14 protein-coding genes are annotated in these 15,460 nt (G+C 57.1%); 10 read left to right on the top strand and 4 right to left on the bottom strand.

From position 1 onward, the window contains the following. The coding region (locus tag HQN87_RS31480; RefSeq protein WP_173141214.1) for a DNA polymerase III subunit alpha at nt 1-3,345 on the bottom strand (3,345 nt) is incomplete at its 3' end. A gap of 144 nt (nt 3,346-3,489) precedes the next feature. Here HQN87_RS31480 and HQN87_RS31475 point away from each other — a divergent pair. The 3 genes from HQN87_RS31475 to HQN87_RS31465 all read left to right on the top strand — a co-directional run bounded on the left by HQN87_RS31475 (nt 3,490) and on the right by HQN87_RS31465 (nt 4,765). Then, nucleotides 3,490-3,810: a YtrH family sporulation protein gene (locus HQN87_RS31475; RefSeq protein ID WP_173141212.1), complete on the top strand. Its 321-nt coding sequence runs from the start codon at nt 3,490-3,492 to the stop codon at nt 3,808-3,810. A gap of 54 nt (nt 3,811-3,864) precedes the next feature. Continuing rightward, nucleotides 3,865-4,368, top strand: a complete 504-nt coding sequence (locus HQN87_RS31470) for a sporulation membrane protein YtrI (protein WP_173141210.1) — start codon at nt 3,865-3,867, stop codon at nt 4,366-4,368. Nucleotides 4,369-4,462: 94 nt separating this feature from the next. After that, complete coding sequence (locus HQN87_RS31465; protein ID WP_173141208.1) at nt 4,463-4,765, top strand: YtpI family protein; 303 nt, start codon at nt 4,463-4,465, stop codon at nt 4,763-4,765. A gap of 482 nt (nt 4,766-5,247) precedes the next feature. Here the strand turns inward: HQN87_RS31465 and HQN87_RS31460 are convergent, their stop codons facing one another. Together HQN87_RS31460 and HQN87_RS31455 are read right to left on the bottom strand one after the other, a co-directional pair. Further along, entirely contained in the window at nt 5,248-6,582 is a 1,335-nt protein-coding gene (locus HQN87_RS31460; protein WP_173141206.1) for a DRTGG domain-containing protein, read from the bottom strand. A 308-nt stretch (nt 6,583-6,890) separates the two neighbouring features. Beyond that, nucleotides 6,891-7,175 carry a hypothetical protein gene (locus HQN87_RS31455; protein ID WP_173141204.1) on the bottom strand — a complete coding sequence of 95 codons (285 nt, stop codon included), beginning with the start codon at nt 7,173-7,175 and terminating at the stop codon, nt 6,891-6,893. Nucleotides 7,176-7,372: 197 nt separating this feature from the next. On the opposite strand from HQN87_RS31455, the gene HQN87_RS31450 reads away from it, so the two are divergent. Continuing rightward, nucleotides 7,373-7,948 (top strand): LURP-one-related family protein, encoded by a 576-nt coding sequence (locus HQN87_RS31450; RefSeq protein ID WP_173141202.1) that lies wholly within the window; start codon nt 7,373-7,375, stop codon nt 7,946-7,948. 111 nt (nt 7,949-8,059) lie between these two features. Here the strand turns inward: HQN87_RS31450 and HQN87_RS31445 are convergent, their stop codons facing one another. Beyond that, nucleotides 8,060-8,401: a YlbF/YmcA family competence regulator gene (locus HQN87_RS31445; RefSeq protein ID WP_173141200.1), complete on the bottom strand. Its 342-nt coding sequence runs from the start codon at nt 8,399-8,401 to the stop codon at nt 8,060-8,062. 347 nt (nt 8,402-8,748) lie between these two features. Here HQN87_RS31445 and HQN87_RS31440 point away from each other — a divergent pair, with 347 nt between their 5' ends. Genes HQN87_RS31440 through HQN87_RS31415 form a run of 6 tightly spaced genes read left to right on the top strand, consistent with a single transcriptional unit; the run spans nt 8,749 to nt 15,448 of the window. Further along, nucleotides 8,749-10,116, top strand: coding sequence for a YheC/YheD family endospore coat-associated protein (locus HQN87_RS31440; RefSeq protein ID WP_173141198.1), 1,368 nt, complete (start codon nt 8,749-8,751; stop codon nt 10,114-10,116). Between the two features lie 10 nt (nt 10,117-10,126). Next, nucleotides 10,127-11,305, top strand: coding sequence for a YheC/YheD family endospore coat-associated protein (locus HQN87_RS31435; RefSeq protein WP_173141196.1), 1,179 nt, complete (start codon nt 10,127-10,129; stop codon nt 11,303-11,305). After that, nucleotides 11,306-12,679, top strand: coding sequence for a YheC/YheD family endospore coat-associated protein (locus tag HQN87_RS31430; RefSeq protein WP_173141194.1), 1,374 nt, complete (start codon nt 11,306-11,308; stop codon nt 12,677-12,679). Then, the gene (locus HQN87_RS31425; protein WP_173141192.1) at nt 12,676-13,788 is read left to right on the top strand and encodes a YheC/YheD family endospore coat-associated protein; all 1,113 of its coding nucleotides are present in this window, start codon (nt 12,676-12,678) and stop codon (nt 13,786-13,788) included. The genes HQN87_RS31430 and HQN87_RS31425 overlap by 4 nt, the downstream gene beginning before the upstream one ends. Beyond that, the gene (locus HQN87_RS31420) at nt 13,785-14,336 is read left to right on the top strand and encodes an N-acetyltransferase (protein ID WP_216857534.1); all 552 of its coding nucleotides are present in this window, start codon (nt 13,785-13,787) and stop codon (nt 14,334-14,336) included. The genes HQN87_RS31425 and HQN87_RS31420 overlap by 4 nt, the downstream gene beginning before the upstream one ends. After that, entirely contained in the window at nt 14,318-15,448 is a 1,131-nt protein-coding gene (locus tag HQN87_RS31415) for a YheC/YheD family endospore coat-associated protein (RefSeq protein WP_173141188.1), read from the top strand. Before HQN87_RS31420 ends, HQN87_RS31415 begins: the two co-directional genes overlap by 19 nt. Nucleotides 15,449-15,460: the final 12 nt, after the last annotated feature.

The raw sequence follows: 15,460 nt of genomic DNA, 5'->3' as shown, positions 1-15,460 counted from the left end.
AGCTGCACCGCCGGGCCGGGCGCCGGGGCCACCGGCGCCCGCACGGGCTGCAGGAGCGGCCGCAGGCGCTCCTGCGGGGGAACTGCGGCCCGCGCCGTAGGCGGGCCGGCCCGCGGCGCTGCGGCGCTGCAGCAGCGCGCGCACGCTGTCCGAGGTGAGCGGCGCCACCTCCTCGGCCAGCAGCTTGAAGCCCTCATCCTCCTGCTGCACCTTGGCGCGCAGGGCCAGCAGCGCGCCCTTCTCGATCAGGGCGCGGCTGCGTTTCCACACCTCCGGGAAGAGGACAACCTCGCAGCGCTCGATCTGATCTTCCCATTCGACAAAGGCCATCGCCTTGCCGGCTTTTGTCGTAATCTCCTTCAGCGATACGACCATACCGGCGGTCACCGTCATACTCTCGTCCGCCGCTTCGCCAAGATCCATCAGCTTCTGCATCCCCGGCTCCTCGAGCAGCGCCGCACTGTCATCCAGCGGATGGCCGGAGAGATAGAGGCCCAGCAGCTCGCGCTCCAATTCAAGCTGCTGAGTCCCGCTGAACTTCGGGATATCCGGGTAACGGATCTCCCAGTTCGGCGTCTCAATCAAATCATCGAACAGCTGGATCTGCAGCTCATCGCGCTCCTTGCGCCATTTCACCGCAGCATCCACGGTCTCATCCAGCATGGCCAGCAGCTGGGCCCGGTGTCCGGGCAGCCCGTCGAAAGCCCCGGCCTGCAGCAGTGATTCGATCACGCGCTTGTTGCAGACGCGTAAGTCGACCCGGCGGCAGAAATCGAGCAGGCTGTCGAACGGCCGCTCCTTGCGGATGGTTATAATATTCTCTACAGCCTGCGTCCCCACATTCTTGACCGCTCCCAGCCCGAAGCGGATATGCCCGCTCCCCTGGCCCGGCACCGGCGTGAACAGCACACCGCTCTCGTTGACATCAGGCGGCAGCACGCCAATCCCGGAGCGGCGGCATTCCAGTACGTACTCCGCCACCTTCCGGTGGTTACCCATCACGGCGGTAAGCATAGCAGCCATGAACTGCACCGGATAATGCGCCTTAAGATACGCGGTCTGGAAAGCGAGGACCCCATAGGCGGCAGCGTGAGCGCGCGGGAAGCCGTAGTTGGCGAACCGTACAATCATGTCATAGACCGCATGGGCATCTGTCTCCTGATAGCCCTGCTTCAGACTGCCCTCCACGAAATGGCTGCGCTCCTGATCGAGCGTCTCCCGTTTCTTCTTGGATACCGCACGGCGCAGCAGGTCCGCTTCGCCCAGCGAGAATCCGGCCATCAGGGAAGCAATCTGCATGATCTGCTCCTGATAGACGATAATCCCGTACGTATCCGCCAGAATCGGCTTCAGATCCGCGTGAGGATAGACCACCTCGAATTCCCCGTGCTTGCCCCCGATGAACTTCGGAATGAATTCCATCGGGCCCGGACGGTACAGAGCGACCACCGAGACAATATCCTCGAATCCGCTTGGCTTCAGATCCTTCAGCACCCGCCGGACACCCGCTGATTCCAGCTGGAACACGCCGGTGGTCTCACCCGCCCCCAGCATTTCATACGTCAGCGGATCATGATCCGGGATGAAGCGGAAGTCCGGAACACTGCCGGTCATCTCCTTCACCCAGTTCATGCAGCGTTCAATAATCGACAAAGTCCGCAGTCCCAGGAAGTCCATCTTAAGCAGCCCGACGCTCTCCAGATGCTCCATGGAATACTGGGTCAGTGCCGTGCTCTCATTGCCCGCCTGAAGCGGAACGGCATCGGTCAGCGGGCCCTTGGAGATGATCACACCGGCAGCATGTGTAGAGGCATGGCGCGGCATCCCCTCCACCTTCATCGCCATGTCAAGCAGGCCTCTGGTCTTCGGATTACTCTCATACAGCGCCTTCAGCTCAGGTGTACTCTCCAGCGCCCGGGTAATACTGATGCCGAGCTGGCCCGGAATCAGCTTCGCAGCTTTGTCCACCTCGTTATAGGGCAGATTCAGCGCCCGGCCCACATCCCGGACAGCAGCTCTTGCCGCCATCGTACCGAAGGTGATGATCTGGGCCACATGCTCCTTGCCGTACTTGTCAACCACATAAGCAATGACCTCATCGCGGCGTTCGTCGCTGAAGTCAATATCAATATCGGGCATCGTAATCCGCTCGGGATTAAGGAAACGCTCGAACAGCAGGTTATATTTCAGCGGGTCTACATCGGTAATCTTCAGCGTGTAAGCGGTAAGACTCCCTGCCGAGGAACCACGGCCCGGACCGGTAACAATGCCATTCCGGTGGCAAAAAGCGATGAAATCCCAGACTATCAGGAAGTAATCGCTGAACCCCATGCTCTCGATGACCCCCAGCTCATAGTCAAGCCGCTTCTCAGCGGTCTCCTTCTGCTCCGGTGACTCCCAGAGCGGCGTGTCCGCGTAGCGCTGCTCCAGCCCGCTGCGGCACAGCTCACGCAAATAAGCGGCGGCATCCAGCCCTTCCGGCAGCGGCGAATATTCCGGGAGAATATGCTGGCCGAAGGTCAGCTCCAGATTACACGCTTCGGCGATCCGCTGCGTGTTCTCTATCGCCTGCGGCACATGCGGAAACAGCGAAGCCATCTGCTCGCCGCTTTTGAAGAACAGCTGATCCGTGCCAATCTTCAGACGGTCCTCATCGTCTACAGATTTGCCTGTGCCGATGCAGATCAGCACATCCTGAACCTCGGCATCCTCCTTGTCCATATAGTGGACATCATTGGTCGCCACCAGCGGAATCCCGCACTCGGCAGCCAGCGCGATCAGCTTCGGATTCACCCGCCTCTGCTCCGGCATCCCGTGATCCTGCAGCTCCAGATAGAAGTCTCCGCCAAAAATCTCCTTATACCGCAGCGCCGCCTTGCGCGCTTCGTCCTCCCGCCCGTGCAGCAGATGCTGCGGCACCTCTCCGCCCAGACAGGCGCTGAGGCAGATAATGCCTTCAGCGTGTGCTGCCAGCGCCTCCATGTCGATCCGCGGCTTGTAATGCTGGCCTTCCAGATGGCCGATGGAGATCAGCTTCATCAGGTTCCTGTAGCCGGTCATATTCTTCACCAGCAGAATCAGATGGTAGATCGGCTGATCCTTGCGGCTTCCCCGCTCACGGCGGGAGCCTGCGGTCAAATAGGCTTCACAGCCGATAATCGGCTTGATGCCCTGCTCCCGGCAGGCTTTATAGAAAGGGATGGCCCCGTACATCACACCATGATCCGTCAGCGCCAGCGATTTCATGCCGTATTCGCCGGCCCGGCGCACGAGATCCGTAATGCGCGCCGCCCCGTCCAGTAAACTGTATTCGCTGTGCACATGCAAATGCACGAATGGGCTCATATTCCCCACTTCCCTTCAGCTCCAAATCAAAACATAAGATGAAACTATTTTATCATATTAGAGGGGGAGCCGCCCATAGAATGGATTAAGAGCATCTGGACAGGCAGCGACACGCTATCGCCTGATCCAAGGAAGGAGCTTGTCATGAATATTTTCTTAAGCAAAGCCGTCCTCGATTTCTTCATCGCCTTCGGGATTGTATTGGGCGGAGCGATGCTGGGCGGAATCGGTGCGGCAGTCTCTCTGCAGCCTCCGACAGACACCATGCTGGAAATTGCCGACCGGATCAAAATCTGGGCGCTGGCCGCCGCCGTAGGCGGAACGATCGATCCGATGCGCGTCATTGAGAGCAACATGCTGGGAGGCAATCTCTCCCCGGCGATCAAGCAGATTCTCTATCTGGTGTTCGCCTTCCTGGGCGCTCATATGGGCAGCGAGCTGGTCAAGTGGGTATGCGGCAAGTAGAACCGTTACACCAGCCATTCCATACTGCCTATAATTCAAGGGGTGAACAGATAAATGCGACTTCCTCCGTTTGACCGCTACCGCCGTTTCTCGCAGATTGCTGCTGTATTTGTCCTCGGGATGATTGTGGGAGCCGCCTTGTATAACGCGATTTATCACATGGGCTACAACATGCTCTGGGTCAACAATCAGGATCTGCGGCTGGAAATTGAACAGTACCGGAATGACATTCTCACGCTCAAAAAATACAATAAGACCTCCACCGTCATCCGGGAGATTAAGGTGCGCAGCGAGGACAGCAAGGTTAAGGAGGGCACGGCTGCACTGGACCCTGTAACCGCCAAGGAAGTCCTCAGCAAGCTGGCGGGCGATCTGGAGCCGATGCGCGGACGCAGCATGTTCGATATCGACTCCGACGGGAAGCTGGCGCGCCTGCTGCTGGACAGCAAAATCTATCTGGTCCGCGAGAAGGAATACACCGTCAAAATCCGCACGATGCTGGTAATGGAGGGAGTGCTGCAGATTTGGGTGGAAATCAGCCCGTATAAGCGCAGCTGAGCCAGGAATCATGATACAATAGTGGACAAATCACAGAATACAGAATATCGGCTGAATCACCGCTGGCCGGTCTTCCGCAAAGGGGCTGCTGTTCATGATTATGCTCATTAAGTATCTGCTGTTTGCTCTGCTCGTGATCTTCATGGTGTGCGCCGCCGTCTACAGCATCGCTTCGCGCCGGGCCGCCGACCCGCTTGTAAAAGGAAGTAAGCGCTCGGTCATGAATATGCTGCTGGGGGGAATGCTGGTCACGCTCTCCCTGATGTCGATGTTCATTTTCCGCGGCTCAACGCTTAATGTTGTGATTGAAGCAGCTTTTCTGCTGCTGGGTATCTTCAATATCTTCTCGGGACTGCGCAGCTACAGCTACTACAGCCGGATTCGGAGCGGAAGCTGAAGATTTCCCTGCCCCGCTCTCTGATAGCCTCAATGAGAAGTGGAAATTGTACACTTAAATTCGGCCCAACCGTTCATTTCAAGGAAGTAGTTGGAAAAAAGGCATTTACTTGCGTCCATTTCACCGGCCTGGGGCAGATGGAGGCGAATTAGATGTCCTTTTTCCACTTGCTGTTCCAAAACCGGTGAATTCAGAACCAACAAATGCTCTTTTTCCACTTGCTGTTTTGTTCACTTAGTACTTAAGCCAACTAGGGGGTTCCACAGCAGCGCTGGCCCCTGGCCCTTAGACCTGCAGCCTGCCGCCGAACGAAAATAGACGCAAATAGACGCAAACAGACCAGTTACTCCTCCCGGTCTCCAGGAGAGTCTGGTCTATTTTTGGCTGAAACTCTTCAATTTCCGTTCAACGATAATCAGTTATAGATAGGAGATAGGAGATAGGAGTTGGCACTTGTCACTTACCGTGCGCAGACTCCCGAGCTACCCGTGGTCAATGGACTGGAGCATCAGCACGGCCTTCGCCACAATGGTGTCCATATAGCTGATCTCAATCTCCAGCTTACAGGTACGGCGGCTGATCTCCAGCAGCTTCGGCATGACGATGATGGAATGCTCAATCTGCACCGGACGGATGAAATAGGTGGACATGTTGTCCAGCACATAGTCGTTCCCGGTAATATCCTTGGCCGCTTTGAAGGCGGCCAGGGTCATCAGTGTGGACAATATCCCTTCCGAGATCGTCCCAAGGTCCGTTGCCATCTGCGGGGTAATGAAGCCGTGGAAGAACAGCCTGCCCTCCTCATCCCGTTCATCTGCGAAGCCGTTCCAGATCAAATGGTCAAAGGTCTCTCCAAGCTGCGGCTGATTGCTGGCATCGCGCAGGCTCTGCAGCACCTCTCTCCGGGTTACTGACCCCACCAGCTTGCGGTTCCGGTCCACGATCGGCAGAAAGTCAATCCCTTCCCACATCATAATCTGCGCCGCCGAAGCCAGCGAGGTCTGGAGTGCCGCGGTGACCGGACTGCGGACCATCGCTTTCTCGATGCTCTGGCCTTCGCTAAGCTCCTCCACATCGCGCCGGCCCACGATTCCGATGACCCGGTTCCACTCATCTGTTACCGGGAAGCGCTGCTCGCCGCTTGCCAGCGATAATTCACGCAGTTCTCCGGCTGTGCTGGAGATCTTGAGTGTATTCAGCCGCGGCTTGCCCTCAACGATATCCTCGACCAGCATAATCTTCTTCTTAATCAGCCGGTCAAATATCGCCCGGTTAATCATCGAAGCCACAGTAAACGTATCATGCCTGGAGGAGATGACCGGCAGGTCCAGCTCGTCCGCCAGCGCCTTAACCTCCCGGCTTGTGCCGAAGCCCCCCGTCACCAGCACCCCTGCCCCCTGCTCCAGCGCAAGCGAGTGCACATCATCGCGGTTACCCACGATCAGCAGGCTGTCCGCGTCGATATAACGGATCATGGCATCGACCTTCATCGCGCCGATCACATATTTGTGAAGATGCTTGTTCAGGCCTTCGGCTCCGCCGAGCACATGCCCCTCAACGATATCCACGACATCCCCGAAGGTAAGCTGATCGGAAATATTGCGCGGCTTCTTCTCCACGCGGACCGTACCGATCCGCTCCTTGGTGATGACGATCCCGAGGTTCTCCGCTTCCTTCACTGCTCGGTAAGCCGTACCTTCGCTGACGCCCATTTCCTTGGCCAGCTTGCGGACGGATATCTTGGTTCCAACCTTCAGGCTTTCAATGTGCTGCAGCAGTTGTTCGTGCTTTGTGATGTTATCGCCCTGACCTTCCAACTGTTACACCCCCATACCCCGATCTGTACTATTCTGTACCCATTATACATGCTGGCAACACCGGAGTACAGCAGGTTCATCTGTATCTTTTCAAAGATATGACAGCTCTATGACAAGCCATTATCCACACGCCGGATGAACGCCATCCGAATGAACCTGCCCGGGAAATGCATCAATGAATACAGCCGGGAATATATATAACACACATCAGCTTATTCCTGACTTACAGCGGTCCACGCAGCTAACCCCCGGTCCGGCTCAATGGCCAGACAGGGGGTGCTTGTAGAATGGATGACAGTATACAAATTCTATGATCTCTGAGACACCCGGCCCTCTTCATTCCATTTGCCCTGCCACTGCGCAAGCTTAGCCTTGCGGACGGCATCCAGGCGCTTCTGCTTCTCTTCATCCACTCCGATAATGAAATGCAGATGAGAGGCAATCACCATGAACGCGAAGATACACCAGACAACGCCGAAGCCCAGCACCCAGCCGGGGCCATTCTGAAAAGACAGCTTCGGCAGCGCGTATAACAGCATGGCCAGGGCTGCCAGCAGATACACGGAGTGTTTGAATTTACTTTTTTTTCTCATTGCAGGACCGCTCCTTCGCTCTAAAAGATGATGGGATTGAATCTATATCTCTACTCTATGAACCTGCGGCCTGAATTATGAGACAAGCACAGTAATTTTTCCGGCAGACTGATTGCGCCTTCGTCCAAGTCCGTTTATGGTCTAGCCTGTAGGCCAAGGGTGTGAGATGATAGAGGCAGAAAGAGGAGGGATTTACCTTGAATAGCATTTGGAACCAATCCGAATACATAATCCGTAAAAAAGTATTCTCTGTGGTGGGAGCCAAAGTACACATCTATAACAACTCGGAGGAGCTGCTGCTGTTCTCGCAAATGAAGGCCTTCAAGCTGAAAGAGGACATCGCGCTATATACCGACGAGACGATGGACAAGGAGCTGCTGCGCATCAAAGCCCGCAATATGATCGACTTCAGCGCTACCTATGATGTATACGATTCAGAGACCGGGGAATCTCTGGGCGCACTCCGCCGCAAGGGCCTGAAATCCATCGTCAAGGATGAATGGGCCATTCTCGACAAGCGGGATAACGAGCTCGGATTCATTAAGGAGGGCAGCTTATTCTCGGCCCTGCTGCGGCGCTTTATCACGCTGATTCCGCAGCAATATAATGTGGAGATTGGCAACCTCGTGATTCCGGCCTACCGCCAGAACTTCAACCCGTTCGTCACCAAGATCATCGCCGACTTCTCCGAGGACCGCCAGGGTGTGCTGGACCGGCGCATGGGAATTGCCGCTGCCGTTCTGCTCTGTGTGATTGAAGGGAAGCAGGATTAGCACACTTCATAGGTATCATTCACAAAAGCGCACAGAAAAGGGTGATTTCAGAGCCAATTGGCCTTGAAATCACCCTTTTGCCGTGTCCGAGAGCATCCCGTCTCCCGCTTCCTATTGTCCGCCGTACATTTGGGACAGGCTGTCCGTGATGATTTTGTTCACATCTTCAATGACAACACTGAGCCGGCGCTCGGCGTCGAACAGACGGCGGATGCCCAGATTGAGGTTAAGCACCTCAAACAGCTTCTCCATCTTCTCCATTTCGTCCTGCGGAGGCATATCTCCGCTCATCATCCGCTGCTGCAGCTCTATCTGGCTCTGACGGAAGTTGTCGAGCATAGCCTTGCTCTCCGGGTCTGCTTCGATAACCTTCATCGCGCTGGTAATATCCGATACCTCACTGCTGTCCTTAATGGCCCTCGCCAATTCATGCGCTTTATCAATAACGTTCATTCTATTTCCTCCTCCAAGTGATGTTCGTCTCTGTTCCATTTCGGAAGCTCCAACCCCATTCAGCCGGGCCTATGCCCGGCCACCCGGCCGTCTCCGGGGCAATCCGCGCCCAAATTTCGGAGCCGCGCAATTCCTCTCAGGCACGCCTGCTTCCTTCTGTGCTCACGCCCTGGGACTGGGGACACCCGCCTGCTTCGCTGCCGCGAGCGATATTTAATCCGCCCGGCACGGCTTTTTCAGGAATAGGTCAATCACCAAGGGTCAGATGTCTCCATATGATGAATGATATGTAACCCTCAAGATTCATATTGCCGGCATCATGCTTGCCTACCGGAAGGAGATCCACGATGTCTAAGCTTAAGATCCCAGTCCAAACGGTTCACTCGGGCATCCTGCAGGAAAATGCTGTAATGCTAGGCGACAAATCCATGAAGAGGCTCAAAATACCGGCGAACGGAACAATTCAGCTAACCTTCGGTTCTTTCCGGCAGGAGGTTACCGTTATTCCGGTCCCCAAATCCGACAGCCTGCGCGTAAGTGAGGCACTGGGACGGCGGCTTGGCTTAAGGCAACGCCTGATGCTTAACGTCTCCTATAGCTCCGGCAGCCGCATCCTGCGGCTGGGGCCGATCATCGGCGTCCTGGTCAGCCGGGACCATCCCGAGCAGCCGGAGCGGGTCTTCGGCCAGATCACAATGTTCTGCCGGGAGCTGACCAATGCCTGCCACGCACAAGGCGCCTATGTCTATTTCTTCACCCCGGAAGCGCTGGAATCGCGCAGCACTACAATCCAGGGCTGGGTATATGATGAGGGCTGGCGGAAGCTGAGCCTTCCTGTTGCCGATGTGATCAACAATCGGCTGACCACGCGAAAGGTAGAGAATAAACCTAGCGTACAGCATTTTTTGGCGGATGTAAAATCCCGCTACGGAACCCACTTCTTCAACGAAAAGTTCCTAGACAAGACAGAGGTATTCGAAGCACTGGCCCAAGACCCCGCCCTGCAGCGGTATTTGCCTGAATCCCATGCCCTGAATGGCTTTGCCATATTGAAAAGGATGTGCAGCAGTTACCCCAGCGTGTTCCTGAAGCCGGTACGCGGAAGCCTCGGCAAAGGTATTCTGCGCATCTCCAGGGAAGAGGGCGGCAGCTACCGGCTGCTGTCCACGACTCCGATGGGTACACGCAAGCAAAGCTATCCCACTCTGGCAAAGCTTTTTAGCTCCATTGGTCCCAAGATGAAGACTACACGCTTCCAGATTCAGCAGGGTCTGTCCCTGATGGAGCTGGGCCGGCGGCCGGTCGATTTCCGGGCCCTTGTGCAGAAGAACGGCACCGGCAAATGGGGCGTCACCTCCATAGTGGCCCGGACCGCCGGAAGCAATCATTTCGTCTCCAATCTCGCCCGCGGCGGCACTCTCAGTACCGTCCGTGAAGCCATCGCCAAGAGCAGTCTCCCGGCCGGCGTCAAGGAAAGCACCCAGATTCAGCTTCCCAGGGCGGCGCTGGCCATCGCCAGAGGGGTTGAGACCTACATTCCCGCTCATTTCGGGGAACTGGGCATCGACCTCGCGCTAGACCAGTCCGGCAGAATCTGGCTGCTGGAGGTTAACTCCAAGCCGTCCAAGAATGACAATACACCACTGAATGACCAGAAAATCAGACCCTCAGTCAAACAAATGATTCTATACTGCCGTTATCTGGCCGGGTTATAAGGAGGACATCATGACCACAACAGCAATGGGGTTCCTTGGCATTATGACAGGCCGTCGCCACGGGATTCCTCCCATCGCAGAACCGGAGTTCTGCAGTCAGCTATGCCGGGCGGCCCCGCTGTATGATCTGAAGGTCCTTGTGTTTCATCCGGAAGGTGTGGCGGCAGACGGCTCCTATGTCAAGGGCTACCAATGGCAGAACGGACAATGGGAGCCTATCCAGGCTCCCCCGCCCGACATTCTCTACAACCGCTGCTTCTACCGGACACCGGAAGAGAAAAGAGCAGCGGCATCGGCCCTCTCTGTATTAACCCGCTGTCTTCCCTGGTCACGCGGACTTCCAGATAAGTGGGGGGTCTACGAGATTCTGCGGCGCAGCCGTACTGCGGCTGGACTGCTGCCGGAAACCGTGTTGTACAGCGGGCGTGAAGCGCTCGGCAATATGCTTGCCGGGAGGGAATTCGGCGTTTTTTTGAAGCCCCGAACCGGCTCCCACGGCAAACGCACCCTGCACGCTGTTCTGCTGGGCCAACGTGAAGGCGGCGGCGTGAAGGTGCGGGGAAGAGACCGGAAGAACGAACCTTTTCATTATGTTTTCGGTACGCTGGACGAAAGTCTTGACTGGATTGACCGCTTCATCGGCCAGCACCGCTATATCATACAGCCTTATCTGCATCTCACCGGCAGCGGAGGACAGCCGTTCGATGTACGTGTGCTGATGCAGAAGAACGGCACCGGCGCCTGGACCCTGACCGGCATGGCCGTCCGTCTGGGCAACCGGGGATCACTGACCTCCAATCTGCACGGCGGGGGAACCGCGGTTCCTGCCCTGCCCTTCCTGCTGCACGAATACGGCGGGGCAGGGCAGGTGCTGCTGGAGGAGCTGACCTCAGCGTCGGCTCTCCTGCCCCCGCTCCTGGAAGAATCCTGCGGCAGACTCGGCGAACTCGGCCTTGATTACGGTATTGATGCCGGAGGAAGAATCTATCTGCTGGAAGCCAATTCCAAACCAGGGCGCACGGTGTTCCGGCTGACGGGCGACCGCCGGGCTGCTACACTCGCTGCCGAGAACCCGCTGCGCTATGCGCGCCATCTGCTGCTTACATCAAGCAGCCATCACAAGCTGCCTCGAGGGCAGCTCCGTTCACACGGGAGAACGATATCTATGGTTCCAAAGGAGGATTCATAAATGGGTCTCACTTTTTGCAATGTACATTTCACCAAGCAGCCTGATCGAGTCGTATATGTCTCGGGTGAACTGATGAAAAGCCTGAAATTATCCGGTAAGAAAAACATCCGCCTGCGCCTCGGAAGAGATGCTATCCCGGCCACGATCAAGCCGATCAACCGTGCCGGCAAACATCTATTCCTGGCTTCGGGAGTCAAAAGTGCCATCAAGGTTCCGAAGACAGGCGGCATCTACCTGCGTAATCTGCAGAATGATGAAGTCCAGCTAGGCCCGCTGGTCGGTGTATTATCAGACGGCCCCGCTTCTGTGGCCCAGCCCTTCGGCGCCCGTACCGGCTTCATCAAGCAGCTGCTGCGCGAAGGCAGCAACAAATGCTACATCTTCGCCTTCATGCCGCGCGATATCGACTGGCAGCAGGAGCAGATCAACGGCTACTTCCTGACGGCAACCGGCAGGTTCGAGCGCAAGCTGGTGCCTTTGCCGGATGTAGTCTACAATCGTCTGCCCAGCCGCAGAGCTGAGACCTCACCTTATATCAACCAGCTGCGCGAACGCTTCGGACGCAAGAAGATCCCTTATTTCAACTGGAGTTTCTTCAATAAATCGGATATTTACCGGCTGCTGGAGAACGACGGTGCGGCGAACCGCTTCGTACCCGAAACGCACAGCAATCCCAGCTCCGAACAAATGCGGGAAATGCTGGACCGTCACCACTTCGTCTATTACAAACCCTCCGCCGGCAGCCTCGGACATGGAATCTACCGTCTGACCTATCTGCCGAAGAAAGGATACTTCGCCCGTTACCGGAGAAATGGTAAGAACGTGCTGCTGCGCTTCACCAGCTTCGACAGCCTGATGCGCATGCTGCGGGGCCGTCATGGGCAGAGCATGCAGAACTATGTGGTGCAGCAGGGCATCCGGCTCATTGAGATCGACGGCTGCCCGATCGACTTCCGCTTCCATATGCATAAGAACGGCAGCAACCAATGGATTGTCGTCGGCATCGGAGCCAAAAAAGCCGGACGGGGCAGCGTGACCACCCACCTGAAGAACGGCGGTGCCTTGCTGACTCCACAGCAGGCGCTCGGCCGCGTCTTTGGCGCAAGATCGGATGAAGTGCTGCAGCGCGCCAAGACTACAGCCGTCAAGCTTGCGGAATCCCTGGAGATCCAGCACCGCCATCTGCTTGGTGAGATCGGATTCGATCTTGGCATTGACCAGGATGAGGATATCTGGATGTTCGAGGCCAATGCCAAACCGGGACGCTCTATCTTCCGCCACCCCTCCCTGCGCGCTGAGGGCAAAGCTTCCATTGAGCACATCCTGGAGCATTGTCTGTATCTCAGCAAATTCCGCAGGAGGGATGACTTGTGAACAGCCGGATTCCAGACCCCAGCAAGCCAGTTATCGCTATCCTGACGACCAGTGACCGGCTGCAGCAGTTCCGCGGCAACCGCACGAACTTCCGTGACATTATCCGTACCGGCAAAGAATTGGGTTATCTCGTATATGTCGTCACGGTCCGCGACTTGAAGCTCGAGGAACGAGTCGTGACCGGCTACGTGCCTTCAGCCAGCGGCAAGCTCTGGTATGCCATTCCCGTTCCGCTGCCGCAGGTCATTTACAACCGGATTCCCAACCGTGAGGAGGAGGAAAAAGCGCCAGTCATCCGCAAAATTGCGGAGTGTCTGGCGCACCCGGAAATTCAGCTGTACAACCCGAGTTTCTTCAATAAATGGAATCTGTTTGAATGGCTCAAGGAATCCAAGGCCACCTCCAGGCATGTGCCCAAAACCCGGCGCCTGCGCAGTGCAGCCACCCTTACAGCTATGCTGAAGAATCATGACAGCCTCTATCTCAAACCGGAGAAAGGCAAAGCGGGCAAAGGTATTATGCGGCTGAGATACCGGCCGGACACCCTGCTCCCCTACCGGCTGCAGATCCAGGGCGGCAAGAAAAACACCACATATAAAGCCGCGTCTGTTGATCGTCTGTGGGCCAGAATCGGCCGGGAAAAAGGAACCTCCCGTTATATCGTGCAGCAGGCGATCGTACTTGCCACACACCGCGGGCGGCCCTTCGACCTCCGTGTCCTGCTGCAGAAGAACGGCCGGGGAGCCTGGGCAGTAACCGGCATTGGCGCCCGCCTGGCCGGAGCCCGCAGTATTACGACCCATGTGCCGCGCGGCGGCAGCATTGAAGACCCCTCCAGCATGCTGGAGGGAACCTTCGGTGCAGAGCAGGGCGCGCTCATCCTGAAGAATGTGCCCACTACCGCGCTGCTGATCGCCCGGCAGATTGAACGGGCTTCCAGCATGATGCTGGGCGAGATGTCCATGGACCTCGGCGTCGATGAAGAGGGCGGACTGTGGTTTTTTGAAGCCAATTCCCGCCCGATGAAATTCGATGAGCCGGCGATCCGCAAGCTGTCCCTGGAACGGATATTCCAATATGGCACTCATCTGTCCCGGCTGACCAAATGATCCACAAACCCGTCAAAGGAAGTGACACCATGCAGATATCCTCGCTCTATGACAGCGATCCCGTACAGTGGAAATCGAGGCTCGCCGGACTGCTTGAGTTCCTGAGGGACTATGGGGAACAGCGGATCACTCTTCGCGGATGCAGACAGCTGGCCCGGTTGACACCGGATCAGCTCGCACTGCCGGGAGCCTCTCTCCTCGTTGCCACCGTTCGGGGTGAGAACGGCCGCCAGCTTGCAGGTGTCAGCTTCGTATCCGGCTTCGGGAAGGAGGCGTGTATCGTCGCCGTCCATCCCTTGTACCGGAACAGGCATACCGGCACAGTCCTGCTTACCGCGCAGCTGGAGCAGCTGGGGCATCTGGAATGCCAGGTCGCCTGCGACAATACAGCCAGCCTGAAAATGTGCTTCAACAGCGGGCTTGCCGCCGTCGACCTGCTCACCGGTCCTACCGGCAAGCCCACCCTGCTGCTGCGGTCCCACGCGGCTTCAGCAGCTCCCCCAATTCTTCCACAAGAAGGTGAACTCCTGTGCCAGAGCCCGTCTTAGGCATCCTCACGCTGTATCTGAACGACGCCAAACAGCTTGAAGAGAAGAGCGTATACCGGAGGATGATTATTGAAGGCAACCGGATTGGCCTGGATGTCTTTGTATTTACCCCAGCAGATGTACATGTCAGCAAGGACCAGATCCATGCGATGGTCTATGATGTCAAAAGCGGAATATGGTCGCGCAGATGGCGCTCCTTCCCGAATATGATCTATGACCGCTGCCGGATTCAGCGCAGCCAGCGCTTCCAGCAGCTGCTGCGCTTCCGCGCGCGGTATGACCATCTGACCTTCCTTAACCGTCCGCTGCGCAATAAATGGACGGTGCACCAGACCTTCTCCCAGCGGAGCCGCTTCCGGCCCCATATGCCGGAGACGCTCCTCTACCAGTCCTCCGCCGACCTGCACCGGATGCTGAAATCCAGCCCGGTTGTCTATGTGAAGCCGATCAACGGCACTGGCGGACGCGGCATCCTGCGGATTGAGCGGCAGCGGGAAGGCAAGTCCCTCTTCGATATCCAGGGACGCCGCCAGACCCGCCAGATTATCGCGCCCCGGAAGGTATCGCTGAACCGCCTGGAGACCATAGTCCGCCAGTGGTGCATCAGCGGCAAGTTCCTCGTCCAGCAGGGCATTCCCCTGCGGCTGCCCAGCGGCCGGTTCCACGATTACCGGATGCTTGTGCAGAAGAACGGCAAAGGGGACTGGGAGTTCACCGGCATGGCCGGCCGGGTAGGCGCTGCCCGCAGCGTCACCTCGAACCTCCATGGCGGCGGACATGCAATGAAGGCAGAGACGCTGCTGAAACAGTGGCTCGGGAGCGAAGAACGGGCAGACAAAGCCATGCGCGCAGCCGAGAAGCTGGGCCTCGATGCTGCCGCTTACCTCGAAGACAGCTTCGGTGCCCTCTGCGAGCTGGCCCTGGATCTTGCCATCGACCGCGAGGGCAAGATCTACGTGCTGGAGGTCAACCCCAAGCCCGCCCGCGAAGTTTTCGCCCGCTCCGGCGACAGCGGCACCTACCGCAAAGCGCTGGTCCGCCCGCTGGAATATGCCATGTGGGTGTATAAGAACAAGAATACGCCTAGCTCGTCGAAGGTGGTTGAGGAGTAGGGTAGTAGTGCT

Origin of the sequence: Paenibacillus tritici, assembly GCF_013204885.1 — a bacterium.
In the GTDB taxonomy this organism is placed as follows: Bacteria; Bacillota; Bacilli; order Paenibacillales; family Paenibacillaceae; genus Paenibacillus_AQ; species Paenibacillus_AQ tritici.
The sequence above is the reverse complement of the archived record's forward strand: the minus strand, read 5'-3'. Positions and strand labels throughout refer to the sequence as shown.

Excerpts from the sequence above, each read along its gene's own strand:
- HQN87_RS31435 (WP_173141196.1), top strand. The coding sequence starts at position 10,127 with ATGACCACAACAGCAATGGGGTTCCTTGGCATTATGACAGGCCGTCGC.
- HQN87_RS31475 (WP_173141212.1), top strand. The coding sequence starts at position 3,490 with ATGAATATTTTCTTAAGCAAAGCCGTCCTCGATTTCTTCATCGCCTTC.
- HQN87_RS31420 (WP_216857534.1), top strand. The coding sequence starts at position 13,785 with ATGATCCACAAACCCGTCAAAGGAAGTGACACCATGCAGATATCCTCG.
- HQN87_RS31430 (WP_173141194.1), top strand. The coding sequence starts at position 11,306 with ATGGGTCTCACTTTTTGCAATGTACATTTCACCAAGCAGCCTGATCGA.
- HQN87_RS31465 (WP_173141208.1), top strand. The coding sequence starts at position 4,463 with ATGATTATGCTCATTAAGTATCTGCTGTTTGCTCTGCTCGTGATCTTC.
- HQN87_RS31445 (WP_173141200.1), bottom strand. The coding sequence starts at position 8,401 with ATGAACGTTATTGATAAAGCGCATGAATTGGCGAGGGCCATTAAGGAC.
- HQN87_RS31455 (WP_173141204.1), bottom strand. The coding sequence starts at position 7,175 with ATGAGAAAAAAAAGTAAATTCAAACACTCCGTGTATCTGCTGGCAGCC.
- HQN87_RS31470 (WP_173141210.1), top strand. The coding sequence starts at position 3,865 with ATGCGACTTCCTCCGTTTGACCGCTACCGCCGTTTCTCGCAGATTGCT.
- HQN87_RS31440 (WP_173141198.1), top strand. The coding sequence starts at position 8,749 with ATGTCTAAGCTTAAGATCCCAGTCCAAACGGTTCACTCGGGCATCCTG.